Raw genomic sequence first — 16,455 nt, forward strand, 5'->3', positions numbered from 1 at the left:
TAAAGCTACTTCTTGGCCAGCTTGATCGTCTGGTGCAGAGTCTTGTAGCAGGGAATCGCGTCTGCGGCATGCGTGTTCAGCGTGTCGCGGACGCTGCCGTCGTAGAGGACCGAGTCGCTCGGACGAAGATAGATGTCTGAGGCGTGCGCATCGCACTCCGGTTCGCGTGTCACTTCCATCTCGAAGACCTGCTGATTACGGAGCAGGTCCGGACGAATGGGCAGGCCAAAGCCGGGGTACTGGTCAACCAGCTTCACAAACTGGTGCTCGTTGTCCTTGGTGCTGACGTCAGCCAGGTAGGTGTCCTGGTCTCCCGCAAAGCTCTGGTGTGACGAACTGCTGACAGCCAGAATGCGAACGTGCGCCTTCATCGGCTTCGACTGGTTCGTGAAGGGCGTGGGCTGAGCGGCGGTGAGCGTGGTGGCGACCCCAAGCAGCACGGGTAGTACGGTCCATCGCATTGGGTTCCGGTTCACATTCGCCTCCAAGACGGAAGTTTACTCTACGCGATTGACTTCGCGGGAAGCGACATATGCGTCGCCTGGCGAGCTTTGCCAATCTGCGACACGCGAGCATAGGGCGCATCGGGCCAAAGCGATATTCCGGGTTAGCGCAGTTTCAGATACACCTTATTCATTCGCATTCGGTATGCTCGGCAGGGATGTATCGATTGTGGCTGTTGCGCAACCGATGCGTCATTCTCTTGCCAGAAGCGATCCCTACCGCTGCCCTCAATGCGGCACAATGCTCTTCTTTCTAACCGATCACAAGGAGATGAACGCCATGGATACGATCACCACGCAGGACGGAGTCAGCATTTACTTCAAGGACTGGGGCCCGAAGGACGCACAGCCCATCGTCTTCCATCACGGATGGCCTCTCAGCGCGGACGACTGGGACACCCAGATGCTCTACTTCCTCGACAAGGGATTCCGCGTCATCGCTCATGATCGCCGTGGCCACGGCCGCTCCACGCAGACATGGGACGGTAACGACATGGACACCTATGCGGCAGACCTGATCGCCCTCACCGATGCTCTCGACCTGAAGAACGCGGTGCACATCGGCCACTCCACTGGCGGTGGCGAAGTCGCCCGTTACGTGGCGCGTTCCAAGCCCGGCCGCGTGGCAAAGGCTGCTCTCGTCAGCGCTGTGCCGCCCATCATGGTCAAGTCTGACAGCAACCCCGGCGGCCTGCCCATCGAAGCCTTCGATCAGTTGCGTACAGCACTGGCCGCAAACCGCGCGCAGTTTTACCAGGACGTAGCTTCCGGTCCCTTCTATGGTTTCAATCGCGAAGGCGTCAAGACGATCGACGCTGTAGTCCACAACTGGTGGCGTCAGGGCATGATGGGCGGCGCGAAGGCGCACTATGACTGCATCAAGGCCTTCTCGGAAACCGACTTCACCGAAGACCTGAAGGCCATCACCGTGCCCACACTCGTTTTGCACGGTACAGATGACCAGATCGTTCCCTACAAGGACGCCGGCCCGCTTTCCGCAAAGCTGCTGCAGAACAGCACACTGAAGCTTTACGACGGATTCCCGCACGGCATGTTGACCGTGCACGCAGATGTCCTCAACCCGGACCTCCTGGCATTCATCAAGAGCTAACGCGAATATCGCCCGCAAAAGGGCTTCGTACTCAAATGACGCGTACGAAGCCCGCCCACAAATCGGGTACGATATAAAGTGTTCCCGAAGGAGATCTCATGAGCGACCACCATCACGAAGAACTGTCCCTACCGGACCGCCTCTGGCAGCCGTTTATTATCAGCCTCGGCGTAGTGGGCGTTCTTTGCCTCATCTTCTTTCATCCCGTCATTCGCTAACGCGGACGAGGATCATGAAACAGCAAAAAGCCCCGGCATCCGGGGCTTTCGCATGTCTGTAGCAATTTTCTTACTGCACCTTGCCCAGCGGTCGTAACCGCGTCAGTTCCAGCGCACACGCCACGGCGGTTCTCGCGGTCAGCTTCAGATTGTCCGCAGCCATCCACACCGCATAGCGAGTCCCCTCGCCCTTTACCTGCACCAGCACCTGCCCCTGTCCGGCAGACGAAAGATTGCTCGGCGGATCACCCTCTTCGCTGACCAGGTCCATCGATTCGGAAGTCATTGCCGCGCTCAACGCCTCCAGCGTCACCGGCTGTGCGAACTCCACAAACAGCGATACCGAAAATCCGTGGAACACCGGTGCCTGCAACCACTGCAGCACTGGCACGGGGCCGCCCGGCAGCAGCGAGTGCAACTCGCGCACCACGCGCTCTTCTGTCTTCGCCAGCGGATTCTTCGCGCTCTCACCCAGCGCGGGCAGCAGGTTAAACGCCACCTGCGTATCAAACTCCTCGGTCGGTGCCGACTGGAAGTTCAACAGATTAATGCTCTGCTGCTGCAACTCATCCAGCGATGCGCGCCCATTCTCACTCGCAGGCTGCAACACCGTGGCATACGCCGCCTTCACCGAGGCCACGCGCCCCGCCTGCAACAACGCCAGCGCCAACATCGTCGTCACCGGATGCGCCACACGCACCTGCGCCGCCTCCAGATCCAGCGGAGCAGCATCGGGCAACAGTGGCAACCGAACCGGCGCCTCTGTATCCGTGCCTGTCGCGTCGACCACAGCCGCACCCATGGCACGCGCCGTACCGGCATACTCACGCAGCATCTTCGTATCGGCAAAGATCGCCACGTCTATGTTCTCCAGCGCCGCAGACTCCATCGTCTGCAGAAACGCGGCCTCGTCGCCCATCGACTCCAGCGTGCCGCTTGCCTCTTCGTTATCCAGCAGGATCGTCACAGCAGAAGCCAGCGGGCTCTCAACGATCTCGTCGCCAATTTCCTTGCCCAACAGCGACCCTGCGCCTACCACCGCAATGCGGTAATTCGTCTTAGCCATATATCTCTCTCAGATGCCAGGAATCCAAACGCGACTCTATCAGCAAAAACGTATGCGTCGTGCGTCGATTAGTGAAGCTCAAACGCGCAGCGTTTCGAAAACGGTACGAAGTACTAATTCGTACCCGGCAGTGGCATTCCCATCCGACGCGCCCGTCGGCTCTGCGCCGCATACATCAGCCTTGCCCACATGCCGCTGACCATATACGCCAGTGCCATGCTGATCAGCAGATACTCTGAGAATTCCTCCAGCAGTACCGCCATCAGCACCAGCAGAACCAGCAATCGCACCGGTTGCTTATCCACCAGCGTGATCTCTTTGCCGCTCCAGAAGCGCCATCGGCTCACCATCAGGAATCCGGTGAACAGCAGCAGGCACAGCCACACCAGCGCAATCCACGGATTATCAATCGGTGACCCGTTGAAGCAATGCACCACACTGGCAATCACACCAGCGGCTGCCGGAATCGGCATGCCGACAAAGTATCTGCGCCCCGGCCGCCCCGGATTGCTCGGCTTCGGGTTGATCGATACATTGAACCGTGCCAACCGGCATGCACCGCAGATCAAAAACAGAAACGCTGCGACCAGTCCAAACGCAATCAGGCGCTGATGCAGTTTCGGATACGTCAACTGCGGCAACATGCGGAAGCCCCACGTGTATGCCAAAATCGCAGGCGCAACACCAAACGTGATCACATCGGCCAACGAATCCAGTTCGCGACCAAAGTCACTTTCCGTGTTCGTCATGCGCGCAATGCGGCCATCCAGTGCATCGAACGGCAACGCAAACGCGATCGCCAGCGCAGCATGGTCAAACGCCGCGTAATCCGCGCTCGTCCCTCGCATGCTTTGTGTAATGGCGTAGAAGCCAAGAGCAATATTGCCGCCAGTAAAGATCGACGGCAATACATACAACCCGCGTCTTGGCCGGCCTCCCTTGCGAGGCTCCACGTTAGCCTTCCACCGTGTTTCTGGTCGGAACCACTGCCAGCACCGTGCTTCCACCCTTCACGCGATCGTCGCGCTTCACCTGCAGATTCGCATCTGGCGGCATCAGGATATCCACGCGTGAACCAAACTTGATCAATCCAAAACGCTCGCCACGCTGCAACGTATCGCCCGGCTTCACCCAGCACACAATGCGGCGTGCCAGCAATCCGGCAATCTGCTTCACCTGGATCGAGCAGTTCTCGTTCTCAATCACCACAACGTTCTGTTCATTCAACACGTTGCTGTCCGCACGCATCGCGTTCAGATAGAGGCCGGTCTTATAGTTCACCAGCTTCACGGTGCCTTCAATCGGCGACCGATTCACGTGAACATCAAACACGTTCAGAAAGATGCTCAGCCGCAGGCGGCTGCCATCCGGCGTCTCAATCCACTCCGCCTCGGTCACCTTGCCATCGGCAGGCGACACAATCTCACCCGGTCCGGTTGGAATGCGGCGCGCGGGATCGCGGAAAAACCACAAGAAGAAAACCGCTAGCAGTATTGGAATCAGGCTGATGCCAATAGATCCTGTCAATCGCCAAAGGATAAGCGCGACCACGATTAGGCCAAGCGCGTAGAAAATACCATCACGAACCATACTGCTCCATGATACCTATGCCGTCGGATTCCCGTACGGAAGTTAGGCTCTCTTACACTTTTGTGACGTTGGTTCCGCGAATCATACAAACCGCATCTTCCACGGGGTTTGCGTAATATCTTGGACGCATTCCGCTGGAGTGGAAGCCACTCTCTTCATACAATTTTTGAGCACCGGTGTTGCTCACACGAACTTCCAATCGCAACTCCGCAGCGCCCACAGATTCAGCCCACCGCAACACTTCCTGCATCAACGCACTGCCCACGCCCTGCCTGTGCCATTCCGGAGCCACGGCAATGCTCTCCAGCTCCGCTTCAACCGGATACACAATTGTCACTGCGGAGATCACGGCGAATCCTATCACCGCCGTATCTCCCATAGCTACAAGCAATTCCCGCGTCACCGAGCTTTCGCCGGGCGACAGAATTTCTCCAAACTGCGCCGGTGTCCATTGCGGTGCAGAAGGATTCGCCAGAGCGATCTCATACACCTGCTGTAACTCATCGGCCGTAGCCGCGCGCACCATTACCCGCACTGTCGCGCCCGCAACGCCAGCTCTGCATCCGGCACCCGCAGATAGTTCGCATCCAGCAGTGCCGTGTCCGCAAACTCGCCAGCCACGTACTTGCGCAAGGCAATCCCCAACGCCTCGCGAACGCCCACCGGGCTCACCCGCAACGCCCGCGACAACAACTCCGCCAGCCGATCCTCCATCACCACCACCGGCGCATCGCCCACGCGAGCGACAGCGGCCGCTCCCGGCAGCATCACTTCCTCTTCGCACACACTGCCGCGATACCGCCCCACAAACACATCGCCACGACCGGCATCCAGCCAGGCCTGCACTGTTTCATTCAATGATTCCGGGTCGCACTCCACAAACCATCGCGAAGCCAGCGACTCCAGCCGCGAAATCGCAATCAACGGCACATCCAGTGCATCCGCCAACCCCTTCGCCGCCGCCAGCCCAATGCGAACTCCGGTAAACGACCCCGGCCCATGCACCACGGCAATGGCATCCAACTCCGAACCCGTAACGCCAGCCTCGCCAAAGACTTCATCCAGAGCCACCATCAGGCGCTCCTGAGTCTCCCGCCCCGGCAACGAACGCTCGGCAACCAGCGCAGCTGTCGCCCCATCCACACGCGCCAGCCCAACACCGCCGCCTTCGCCACACGTATCCAGAAGCAACAACCAGGCCATCCCCTGATGATACCCAGCCGTCGTAGCGAAACGCGGTCCACGCTATTTAAGGGTTGAGTTTGGTTGGGTCTCCAAAGTTAGGGTCGCTCGGTCGTGAGAAGGATGTCTTTGGATGATCTGGCAGCTTGATAAACGCTAGCCATTCGCGTGCCAGGGCCTCTGTCGGAAAGTAACCGGAAGGCATTTCTTTGTTAGGCAAAGTTTTCCCGGCGCGCTCAATGTGCGCCTCGCAAACATTCCAAAGAGGCAACCCCCAATGGTCCTTGTATGGCGTCGGGCATGGCTGAATGGAGCCGTACCAGCCGGACTTGAGGTCCATCGGCAACAAAGGTCGTTGCGGGTCAGGTTTTCTCTGGTCTATGACCGCTTGGAGCCAATGGAGCATGAAAGCCCGTGTGTTGTTGATGCAGCAATGAGGGATGTTGTTCTGCACCAGGTAGACCCAGGGCGCTCCTTCGCTGCGGTGGTGGTCATAGAATGCGTATGGCTTCAGCACGCCGCCAACGTTGTCCCGCCCGCCCGCGATGATGAGTTCGGGCACAGCCACTCCATCTTCGTCGAGCTTGATCTTGTCAATGTTGTCAGGATCGCTTTGCCCGGGGTTGGTAAGAATCGCAGCCAGGACACGCTTCGGCGCATACGCCACAAAATGACCGAAGTAAGCGCCTGTGCCGGAAAACCCCAGGACGATGAGTTTGGCCTGCGCCAACTCAGGATGCCCACTCTCATCCCCGAGCGAGTGAAGCGCGGTGAAAAGCGACCTCCCGAGACCGTGCTCGGGATACATGTCCATTTCGCCCTTCTCGGGCGTTCGCGTCGCTGGACATTGGTGAGCCAGTACCATCGCCAGATCGTTCTTCGCCGCAAAAGCAAGCACATCCGGATCGAAGTAGAACGCGGTGATGTCGGGTCCTCGATCGTATGTAACCCATGCCGCCTTCACCGGCTTGTTCCCGGCGGGGAAGGATGCCTCGTAGCGGCAAGGTTGATCGATGTTCTCGTCAGGCTGAGGCGAATCGACAGTCTTGAATTGCTGCAGTTGTGCGGCGGCAACTCCCGCTGTTAAAAGCAGAAGAAACAAGAGCTTTCTCACAAAACCTCACTTTCGTAGCGCATCCCTGTTCCAGGGACCATATAAACAACAGGCATGCACAAGAGAAGACGGCTCACCTCTGCCATTCGCTCGGTCTTTTCCGTGTCTCGTTCCTGCACCCGTCCCTTCCGGTCACGAATCCCGGCTGTAATCACACCCCAAAACAAGCTCTTGACAACGCCTCACCGCGAATGGAATAAACAGTTCGCTTCCAACTGAAGACCATAGGGACGCGTTTCTCTTAACGCACCACCAGATTGGCCTGTCGGAAGCAGTTTTTTAAAGACCGTTGTGAGACGTCTCAAAACGCTTCAACGGACATGTACTTTTCAGTAATTGAGTGAGGTCTCTGCATGCGGAAACAAGCTCTCTGGTCGCTTTGCGTTGCGGCCAGTTCCTGCGCCTGCCTATGGGCAGCCAACTGGCCTACCGTGGCCGGTAATCCTCAACGCGACGGCTGGGCTCAGCAGGACACCCATCTGTCTCCCGAGACCGCCAGCAAAATCGTGCTGCTCTACAAGCACAAGTTCGCGGCTGTGAAGGCGATGGGCCTTAACTCCATCACCTCCACCATCGACATCTCCCAGGTCATCGGCTACACCGGCTTTCATGAGTTCCTCTGGACCGGCTCCGCTGGCGGCACCACCTACCAGAACGACGCCGACCTGAACTATGAGTTCAAGACCGCCAGCACCACCCCAGGCAAGGAAACCGTGAAGGCCAGCGCGCCCACCGTTCTGTGCCCCGGCGGCGTCACCGCGGCACCCGTCCTCGCAGGACTCTCCAGCGTCTCCCGCTTCGGCGGCGGCGGTGGTTTCGGTCGCCTCGGCTTCCTCTGGAACATCGGTGAAGACGGCCACGTCTACACCATGCGTCAGCAGGACTCCAACAATAGCTGGGTTCCGTCGCAGAAACTCGCGCCCGCCGGTGCCAACATCTCGGCCCTGAACATCAGCGCGAAAGACACCTTCATCGCAGCTACCATCAACGGTTGCAACGGCACAGCCAACGGCCTGTACGCCTCCACCTTCACCCCGCCCACCATTGAGAACGAGCCGGACAAGCCATTCAAGACGCAGCCCAAGTGGTCAGAGCCTGTCAGCTTCCTCACCAACGGCGAAGGCTTCGCTGGAGCCGGTGGCACCGCCATCGACCTCAAGGGTGAATTCGTCTACGGCACCGTTCCCACCGGCAAAGGCGACGTAGCAGGCGGATACTCGGACACGGTCCTGAAGCTTGATGCCGCAACCCTCACCGTCAAAGACTGGTTCACGCCCGCAGCCGAACCCGCCTTCCACCCGGGCGACCCAGGCGTAACGCCCGCCGTCTTCACTGAAGGTGGCAAGGACTACATCCTCGCAGGCGATCGTTCCGGTCACGTCTATCTGCTGGATGCTTCGGCTCCCGGCGGCAGCGACCACCACTCGCCGCTCTTCGCTTCGGAAGCTCTCGTAAAGCCGGGCAGTGGCGCCGGCATTTCCGGTCACTTCGCCACCGCAGTCGACGAGAAGACCAAGACTCGCTACATCCTGGCCTCCGTCCACGGCCCGCTGGCCACCACGTTCCCCGGCTCCAAGGGCCCCATTACCCACGGCGCCATCGTCGCATTCAAGTTTGACGCCTCCTCAGGTCGCGCCAAGCTCGTTCCGGCATGGACTTCGGGAGACATGCTCGCCCCCGTTGGCCCCGTCAGCATCGGCGGTCTGGTCGCTGGCGTAAGCTCGGGCCTGCCCAGCCTCACCAATGCCAGCGGCAAACTCAAGACCGTTGCCGAAGTGGAGAAGGAAGCGAAGCCAGCAAAGCTGACCATCTTCAATCTCGCCACCGGCGCAGAAGTCTTTAATAGCGGCGCAGCCATCACGTCGTACGTCAACACGCCGCTCGCCGCCGCCAACGGCCACATCTACGTCACCGCCCACGACAACACCCTGCTGCAGTTCGGCATTCCAGAGGAGCGCTAATGTTCAACACCACCAAACTCAAAACGCTCTCCGCGATCGCTACAGTCGTCCTCGGTTGCGGCATGGCCGTAGCGCAGAACGGCAACTGGCTCATGTCCGGCGGCGACGTCGAACGCTCCGGCTGGAACAAGGATGAGCACATCCTCACCAAGACCAACGTCGGCAAGCTGAAGCTCCTTTGGAAGACCAAGACCGACGTCTATCCGCAGGGCCTCCACACCCTCATGGATCCGCTCGTCGTCCAGAACGTACCCACTGCCGAAGGCCCGAAGGAGATCGTCTACATCCTCGGCGTCGGCGACACGCTCTACGCCTTCGACGCGAAGTCCGGCAAGCCCTTCTTCGAACATCACTTCAAGTACACGCCGCCCAAGCCGGAAGTCCGCATGGGTCCTGACGGCCAGCCGCGTCAGATGCCCGCGCAGCCAACCGACACCCGTCACTACAACTTCCTCAACCCCGGCGGCTCCACCGACGTTCCCGTCATCGGCGAACCCGATGCCAAGGGCGTTCGTCCCATCTACGTCATTGACGGCGGCGGCAATCTGCACACGCTCTCCAACGTCACCGGCGAAGACATCCAGGAACCCATCAAGGGCGGCTCCACCAGCAAGTTCGCCCTGCAGCTCTACAAAGGCAGCATCATCTGGGCAGGCCGCGGCGGCATCTTCTCCGCTGTCGTTACGCCCGGCCCTGACTACGGCAAGGTAACCACCTCCAAGGGCTTCGGCGGTGGCGGCGGTCTCTGGGGTCGCCGTGGTCCCGTCATCACCTCTGACGGCACCGTCTGGACCACCACCGGCGACGGCATTTACAACCCGTCGAACCCCAACAACCTCGTCCTCGGCAACTCCGTCGTCGGCTTCCACCTGAAGGACGGCAACTGGCAGGTCAAAGACTGGTTCACGCCCACCAACTGGGACTGGCTCCGTCGTCGCGACCTTGACCCCAACAACACGCCAACCGCCTTCACCTTCAAGGGCAAGGAATACATGGCTGCCTCCGGTAAGGAATGCCGCCTGTACCTCCTCGATCCGCAGAACCCGGGCGGCACGGCAGACCACCACGAACCCTTCATCAAGACGCCCTACATCTGCAATGAGGCAGTCGACTTCGCCTCCGCCGGATCGTGGGGAGCCGTCTCCTCGTGGGAAGACAAGGCTGGCACACGCTGGGTACTCGTTCCTTTCTGGGGACCGAAGCACTCACAGTTCAAGTTCCCCATCGAGAACACGCCTGTCACCAAGGAAGGCGGCGTAGGCGCATTCAAACTGGTGGAAGAAGGCGGCAAGCCCGTCTACAAGCCAGTGTGGGTTTCGCGTGACATGTTCCGTGGCGAACCGCCCATCATTGCCAACGGTGTTGTCTACACCTGGGGTTCGGGCGACGACACGCAGCAGGTCTGGCCTGACATCGGCCTGAACTTCGACTCGTCTAACCGCGCCGCTCTGTCCAACCACGTCACGATCTACGCCCTAGACGCTGAAACCGGCAAGGAACTGTGGTCCTCGAAGGACACCATCACCACCTTCAACCACTTCACCGGCATCACCGTAGCCAACGGCAAGGTCTACATGAGCAGCTACGACGGCAACGTCTATTGCTTCGGCCTCTAACTCAACTTTCGTTAGCCTCCAAATGCAACGAAAACCAGAAAGGCCCGCGAAAGCGGGCCTTTTCTTTTGCATCCAGTGCATAGTGGAAACAGGAACCCACAGGAGAACCAATGAAGCATCGCGTTTGGATGGTGCAGCAAGAAGACGGCGACTTTATTGAAACCGAAATCACAACACCCGAACCGCAAGCAGGTCAGGTGTTGGTCAAGATCAGCGCAAGCGGCGTCGCCGTGCTCGACACAAAAATCCGTTCCGGCAAAGCAGGCCACGCAAAGCAGCCGCTCCCATCCGTGCTCGGTTTAGACATGGCAGGCACCGTCGTCGCAGTCGGCCCCGGCATCACAAAATTCAAACCAGCAGACGAAGTGTATGGAATGGTCGGCGGCGTCGGCGGACAACAGGGCACGCTAGCCGAATACATCCTCGCGGACGCGGATCTCCTCGCGCACAAATCCAAAAACCTCACCATGCGTGAAGCAGCATCGCTGCCCTTGAATGCAATCACCGCATGGGAAGGACTCGTCGATCGAGCCAATGTTTCAGCAGGGAAGAGTGTCCTCGTACAAGCAGGCGCAGGCGGAGTAGGCCATCTCGTAGTGCAGATCGCAAAGGCCTACGGCGCGAACGTATTCGCCACCGTCTCCAAAGAAAAATCGCATCTCGTCGAGTCGTACGGAGCCACACCCATCGACTACAACGAGAAGACCGCCGCGCAGTATCTCGAAGAACTCACCGCAGGCGAAGGCTTCGACATCATCTACGACACGCTCGGCGGCAAAACGCTCGACGACTCCTTCACCGTCGCAAAGTTCTACACCGGCCACGTCGTCAGTTGTCTCGGTTGGGGAACACACGCCCTCGCGCCACTGTCATTCCGAGGAGCAACATACTCCGGCGTCTTCACCCTCATGCCTCTGCAAACAGGCCGGGGCCGCGCCCATCACGGCGAGATTCTGTCACACATCACAGAACTAGCCGACAAGGGATTACTCCGCCCGCTCGTAAGCGAGCAAGTGTTCACCACCAGCAACATCGCAGAGGCCTACGCCAGCGTAGCGGCTGGCAGCAAAGGCAAGGTTGTTGTCGAAATTCAGTAAGCGCAACGACGCATAAACAACGATGCAAAAGAAGGCGACCGAAAACTAAACTGTAAGGTCCGCCTTCTTCTCATCCACCTTCTTCGCATCCATCCCCGGAGCCTTCTTCAAGTCATCAATCGACTTGAAACCACCCACCTGCTCCCGATACTTCACCACCGCAGCAGCGTCCTTCCGACGCAGTGAAAACGCGGCCTCCAGCTCCACCTGCGAAGCCTGGTTGATATTCAGCTTCGTCCCCATCTCCGCAGGAAACGCAGCGGCCAGGTACGCCACAATCTTCTTCTGCTCCGCCGCATCAATCTGCGCACCCAGAGCCTTCATCTTGTTCACGGTCGTCTGCCATCCATCGGCATCCTGCCGCTGGCTCATCACACGATCCGCATCGTGGCACACCGTGCATTTCTTCTGCACCAGCGCCGCATCATGCCCCGCTGGCAACTGCGCCACAGCAGTTCCACCCACAAAACCAAGAACGCAACCAAAGAGAAGAGAACGCCGCATCACGCCCGAATCCTAACACCGATTGACTAGCCCTCACCGCCCCGGTAGCCTCTTTTTCTGAAACGATTCAGCTCCCAGAGGCCGCAGTGAACCTTCGCCACGCCGGAACGCTTTTCCTTCTCGCATGCAGTCTCGCGACAAAGGCCCAAACCACCGACTACCTCACCGAAGGCGTCGACAACGGTCGCACGGGCCAACTCCAGGGCGAAACGCTTTTCACCAAAGACAACGTCGCGCAGGCGCACCTCCTCTGGAAGCTCCACGTCGACACTCCCACCCGCGAGATGCACAACCTCTTTCCTCCACTCATCGCCTCGCAGGTGCAAACCGCAGACGGCGTAAAGCAGATCGGCATCATGGCTGGCATCTCTGACGATCTCTGGGGCATTGATCTCGCCACCGGCAAGCAGCTCTGGCATCGGCATTTCGACAGCGCGTACACGCCACCGCCAAACGCGCGTCCCGCAGGCACACTCTGCCCCGGCGGCCAAACCGCCATGCCAGCCATGACGAAAAGTAGCGACGGTCACTACATCGTCTACGCCGTCGGCTGGGACGGCCGCTTGCTCACCATCGACCCCGCCACCGGCAAAGACGTCGAAGCCCCGCAGAAGTGGCTCCCGCCAAACGCCAAGCCTTACGCACTCAACATCAAGGACGGCGTGGTCTACACCTCCGTCTCGCAGGGCTGCGGCGGCGTTGCGTTCACCTTCTTCTCGTACGACATCGCCACAAAGAAGAGCAGCCTCTTCGTCCCCACCGGCGGCGGTCTCTGGGGTCGTCGCGGTGTCTCCGTCTCCCCGCAGGACGTGGGCTACATGGGCACCGGCGACGGCGAATGGAACCCTGAAGCAGGTCACTTCGGCAACGGCATCGTGGGCCTTCATCTCAATGGCGGCAAAGAACTGCGCCTGCAGGATTACTTCTCACCGCCCAACGCTGACTACATGTTTAAGCGCGACCTCGACATCAACGTCACGCCTGTAGCCTTCGATAGCAAGGGCCGTCATCTCCTCGTAGGCACATCGAAAGAGTGCCGCGTCTGGCTCCTCGATCGCGACGAACTAGGCGGCGACGATCACCGTACTTCGCTTTACAGCACACCGCTCATCTGCAACGTGCAATCCAACTACGCCAATGAAGGCGTGTGGGGCGCCATGAGCACATGGAACGACGCGCAGGGCCAGACATGGCTCACCGTCCCGTTCTACGGCCCCATCAATCCTGCCTTCCACGCGCCCATCGACAACGGCACAAACAGCAAGACCAAAGAACGCAACAAGCGCGGCGGCCTCGCCACTTTCAAGGTGAACGAACGCAACGGCAAGTGGTCACTCGATCCCGCATGGATCAGTGAAGACATCGACAACGGCGAAACCGCCATCATCGCCAACGGCATCGTCTTCGCGTACGCATCCGGTGAAGACGCCGCGCAAGCTCGCGTCGATCAGGCATGGAACGAACCACCCCCACCGCCGTTGCCGCAAATACCCACATCCATGCAGTCAGCGGTGCGCATCCAGCACTCACGCCGCGCCGTGCTCTACGCCTTCGACGCCACCACCGGCAAAAAACTCTGGGACAGCGGCACACAGATCCAGGGCTGGAACCACTTCACCTCCATCTCCGTAGCCAACGGCCGCGCCTACATCACCACCTTCCAGGGTGACCTCTACTGCTTCGGAGTCGCCAAATGAAAACCTTCTCAGGCATCCTCCTCGCTGCAACCATCGCAGGCACAGCACACGCCCAGTTCTCGCGCACCGGCCCTGAATGGACCACCTCCGCCATGGACGCGCAACGTTCACGCTCCGTCCCAGCCGACGTCCAGATCACACCCGAAACCGCAAAGGACTTCCAACTCCTCTGGAAAGTCCCAGTGAAGAACTCGACAACATCACTCTCTGAACCAGTTCAGGTAAACACCTTCATCGCCTACACCGGCTTCAAAGCCTTAACCGTAGTCGGCGGCACCAACGCCATCTTCTCCGTCGATTACGACCTTGGCCGCACCTACTTCGACAAACACTTCACCAGCACGGCCAAAGCCTGTCCCGCAGCACTCGCAGGCCCCATCGGACGACTCACCCCACTCGTCCCACCACCCGTCACCGGCACAGGTCGCAAAGGTGGCTACCACTCCTCCGTCTCCGCTCCGGGAGCAGGCGTAAATCTCGGCGAGGTCAGCCGCGCTCGTCCCGTAGCAGCGCCTGTTCCAGCACCGGCCTCCACACAAACGCCCGCGCCAGCCAACGCTCCCGCACCCAACGGCCCAGCCATCGGTGGAGCATCCGGCCCCGGCGGTATCCCTGCAGACAACAAACCCATCACAGGTCCCGTCCGCACAGGCCCAGCCCCCGGCACCGGCCTGTACAAAGGCTCGCAGCCACTCTTCTACGTAACGACCGACGGCGTCCTGCACGGCATCAGCCAGGGCAGCTTCAAAGAACTGCACAAGCCCGCACCATTCCTGCCCGCAGGCACCGGCGTAGCTTCACTCATCGATGTCGACGACATCATCTACGCCAGCACCGCCAACAACTGCGGCCCAGCATCCGACTCCGTCTACGCCCTCGACGTCTCACACCCCGTCGTCTCCGGCATGGACCCCAACTCACCGCAACCAGCGCCAACCAAGTGGCAATCAAGCACCGGCCCCATCGTAGGCATCCCGGCGTTCACTGAGTCCGGCATCCTCAACGTCGCCACGCCAAAAGCCATCGCGCAACTCGAACCGAAAACCCTGACGCATCGCCTCGACATCCCGGCCCCATCAGGCACCACCTTCACCTCGCAACCCGTCATCTTCCGCGACGAGTCCAGCAAAGAACAACTCGCCATCACCACCGCCGATGGCCGCATCCACATCCTCTCCGCCACCGCAGCAGCAGGCACACCAGACATCACCACCGCATCCGAGTCCAACTTCAAACCCAACGCCCTCACCACCTTCGAGTCCGAAGGCACACGCTACCTGCTGGCAGCAGACACCAACGCACAACCCGGCAGCATCCACGCCTACAAACTGACCAACACCGCGCTCGAACCGGCATGGACCTCCGCCCCCATCAACACACCATCCGCCCCCATAACCATCAGCGGAGTCGTCTTCGTCCTAAGCAAAGGCACCCACAAAACCAACGCCACCCTCTACGCCCTCGATGCCACCACCGGCAAACCCCTCTGGAACAGCGGCACCCAGATCACCAGCCCCGTAACCACTAGCAACCTAAGCTTCAGCCCCGGCCAAATCACCTTCGCCACCGCCGACAACACCATCTACGCTTTCGGCCTGAGAATCCCCACCCAATAAAAGCCGCAATAAAATGCTGATAACGTAATCAGTACCACCCGGCTACTCGTCTTCCCCCTCGGGACTTTTAGGATTTCTCGGTTCATGGCCTTCTTGCGTAGTTCAGGCATTGTTGTATTGACTGGCCTTTTGCTGCTTTGCTCCTGTGGTTTACCACCAACGCTTATCGCGCCCAATGGACCTTTGGCCACGTACCCTGTGCATGCCTATGTTGCCGTCGGCGATTCCATCACCTACGGCGCCTACCTGAGTTCTCCCACCACGCAGTCCTATCCCGCACTCATCGCCTACTCGCGCCACTGGACGGGAAACAACTACGCCATCGGAGGAGACATGGCGTGCGACGTGTTTCCCCGCCAGATCACACCCAACCGTGTGGCGTTTTCGCCCAGTTCCGGCGCTGTGTATTCCATTCTCATTGGCACCAACGATGCGGATACATACGGCATCGGCGACTATGACTCCATCTTCAGCAACTGCCAGCTTGCAGCCATCACCTGGCTAGCAACGAGACCAGAGGATAAGCTTTTTCCTGGTGACACTTCCGTTATCCCGTCCGGAGCGTGCACGAACTCTGTCAGTAACGGGGCTTTCACCTGCCTTGGCCCCGGTGCGCTCGATTTCGGCAGCATCAAAACCACTGGTGCCCCGTTGTATCTCTGGTATACGGTCTCGGACGCCGCCTCATCAGACGACACCTTCACCGTCAGCATTGACGGCACCCTCACCACTCTGGATGTGAAACCAAGAGTCTCGCTCACTACCGGGAAAGGTTCCACCAGCAGCATCTATCTTCTGCGTGCGCCACTTTCAGCCGGCCTTCATCATGTCCAGCTCACAACCCGCGCGACCAACGTCAGTATCCTGGCCCTTGCCTCCAATCGCTCCTCCAAACCTGTGGTTGTCGCCGTAGGAGATATCCCAAACCAGTTGCTCACCAATCCCATCGCGTCTGTCGCCTCACAACTTGCCTATACACAAATCTCCCGACAGAATGTTGAAACTGCTATTAGTGACGGACTGGACGTTCGCGCGGTCAACGACCGAGACTACATGCTCGGCACCAGCGCAGAGATGCATGATCAGCTCCATCCCAATTTTCAAGGCCAGGTTAATCTCGCGGTTGCATTCGCCTCACAACTTCCTTGATCACAACGTCTCGCCTCGTCCACCATCGCAA

General features: G+C 59.5%; 15 protein-coding genes. 7 read left to right on the forward strand and 8 right to left on the reverse strand.

Features of this window, described 5'->3' with window-relative positions; all coding sequences use genetic code 11:
• Positions 1 to 5 precede the first annotated feature (5 nt).
• The gene (locus M504_RS14605) at positions 6 to 476 is read right to left on the reverse strand and encodes a hypothetical protein (protein ID WP_156993797.1); all 471 of its coding nucleotides are present in this window, start codon (positions 474 to 476) and stop codon (positions 6 to 8) included.
• 307 nt (positions 477 to 783) lie between these two features.
• Here M504_RS14605 and M504_RS14610 point away from each other — a divergent pair, with 307 nt between their 5' ends.
• Positions 784 to 1,614: an alpha/beta fold hydrolase gene (locus tag M504_RS14610; RefSeq protein ID WP_047495091.1), complete on the forward strand. Its 831-nt coding sequence runs from the start codon at positions 784 to 786 to the stop codon at positions 1,612 to 1,614.
• Between the two features lie 288 nt (positions 1,615 to 1,902).
• Here M504_RS14610 and M504_RS14615 read toward each other — a convergent pair whose 3' ends face one another.
• The 6 genes from M504_RS14615 to M504_RS14640 form a co-directional block, all read right to left on the reverse strand.
• Entirely contained in the window at positions 1,903 to 2,898 is a 996-nt protein-coding gene (locus M504_RS14615; protein ID WP_047492711.1) for an Asd/ArgC dimerization domain-containing protein, read from the reverse strand.
• 113 nt (positions 2,899 to 3,011) lie between these two features.
• Positions 3,012 to 3,851 (reverse strand): CDP-diacylglycerol--serine O-phosphatidyltransferase, encoded by an 840-nt coding sequence (gene pssA, locus M504_RS14620; protein ID WP_047492713.1) that lies wholly within the window; start codon positions 3,849 to 3,851, stop codon positions 3,012 to 3,014.
• Position 3,852: 1 nt separating this feature from the next.
• Positions 3,853 to 4,488 carry a phosphatidylserine decarboxylase family protein gene (locus M504_RS14625; RefSeq protein WP_047492716.1) on the reverse strand — a complete coding sequence of 212 codons (636 nt, stop codon included), beginning with the start codon at positions 4,486 to 4,488 and terminating at the stop codon, positions 3,853 to 3,855.
• A 52-nt stretch (positions 4,489 to 4,540) separates the two neighbouring features.
• Positions 4,541 to 5,014: a ribosomal protein S18-alanine N-acetyltransferase gene (rimI, locus tag M504_RS14630; protein WP_052200748.1), complete on the reverse strand. Its 474-nt coding sequence runs from the start codon at positions 5,012 to 5,014 to the stop codon at positions 4,541 to 4,543.
• Positions 5,014 to 5,691 carry a tRNA (adenosine(37)-N6)-threonylcarbamoyltransferase complex dimerization subunit type 1 TsaB gene (gene tsaB, locus M504_RS21440; protein ID WP_052200749.1) on the reverse strand — a complete coding sequence of 226 codons (678 nt, stop codon included), beginning with the start codon at positions 5,689 to 5,691 and terminating at the stop codon, positions 5,014 to 5,016. Before tsaB ends, rimI begins: the two co-directional genes overlap by 1 nt.
• A 46-nt stretch (positions 5,692 to 5,737) precedes the next feature.
• Positions 5,738 to 6,772, reverse strand: a complete 1,035-nt coding sequence (locus tag M504_RS14640) for an alpha/beta hydrolase (protein WP_047492719.1) — start codon at positions 6,770 to 6,772, stop codon at positions 5,738 to 5,740.
• A gap of 365 nt (positions 6,773 to 7,137) precedes the next feature.
• Here M504_RS14640 and M504_RS14645 point away from each other — a divergent pair, with 365 nt between their 5' ends.
• From M504_RS14645 to M504_RS14655, 3 genes are all read left to right on the forward strand, one after another.
• Positions 7,138 to 8,745: a hypothetical protein gene (locus M504_RS14645; protein WP_156993801.1), complete on the forward strand. Its 1,608-nt coding sequence runs from the start codon at positions 7,138 to 7,140 to the stop codon at positions 8,743 to 8,745.
• Complete coding sequence (locus tag M504_RS14650) at positions 8,745 to 10,361, forward strand: PQQ-binding-like beta-propeller repeat protein (RefSeq protein ID WP_047492724.1); 1,617 nt, start codon at positions 8,745 to 8,747, stop codon at positions 10,359 to 10,361. Before M504_RS14645 ends, M504_RS14650 begins: the two co-directional genes overlap by 1 nt.
• 110 nt (positions 10,362 to 10,471) lie before the next feature.
• A complete protein-coding gene (locus M504_RS14655; protein ID WP_047492727.1) occupies positions 10,472 to 11,458 on the forward strand; it encodes a zinc-dependent alcohol dehydrogenase family protein in 987 nt (328 codons plus the stop codon).
• A 45-nt stretch (positions 11,459 to 11,503) separates the two neighbouring features.
• Here the strand turns inward: M504_RS14655 and M504_RS21445 are convergent, their stop codons facing one another.
• The gene (locus tag M504_RS21445; RefSeq protein ID WP_052200750.1) at positions 11,504 to 11,962 is read right to left on the reverse strand and encodes a helix-hairpin-helix domain-containing protein; all 459 of its coding nucleotides are present in this window, start codon (positions 11,960 to 11,962) and stop codon (positions 11,504 to 11,506) included.
• Positions 11,963 to 12,048: 86 nt separating this feature from the next.
• On the opposite strand from M504_RS21445, the gene M504_RS14670 reads away from it, so the two are divergent.
• The 3 genes from M504_RS14670 to M504_RS14680 all read left to right on the forward strand — a co-directional run bounded on the left by M504_RS14670 (position 12,049) and on the right by M504_RS14680 (position 16,424).
• Complete coding sequence (locus M504_RS14670) at positions 12,049 to 13,659, forward strand: PQQ-binding-like beta-propeller repeat protein (RefSeq protein ID WP_047492730.1); 1,611 nt, start codon at positions 12,049 to 12,051, stop codon at positions 13,657 to 13,659.
• Positions 13,656 to 15,275, forward strand: a complete 1,620-nt coding sequence (locus M504_RS14675) for a PQQ-binding-like beta-propeller repeat protein (RefSeq protein ID WP_047492733.1) — start codon at positions 13,656 to 13,658, stop codon at positions 15,273 to 15,275. Before M504_RS14670 ends, M504_RS14675 begins: the two co-directional genes overlap by 4 nt.
• Before the next feature lie 84 nt (positions 15,276 to 15,359).
• Positions 15,360 to 16,424, forward strand: coding sequence for an SGNH/GDSL hydrolase family protein (locus M504_RS14680; RefSeq protein ID WP_047492736.1), 1,065 nt, complete (start codon positions 15,360 to 15,362; stop codon positions 16,422 to 16,424).
• Positions 16,425 to 16,455: the final 31 nt, after the last annotated feature.

The sequence above is a fragment of the Terriglobus sp. TAA 43 genome (assembly GCF_000800015.1).
Taxonomy (GTDB): domain Bacteria; phylum Acidobacteriota; class Terriglobia; order Terriglobales; family Acidobacteriaceae; genus Terriglobus.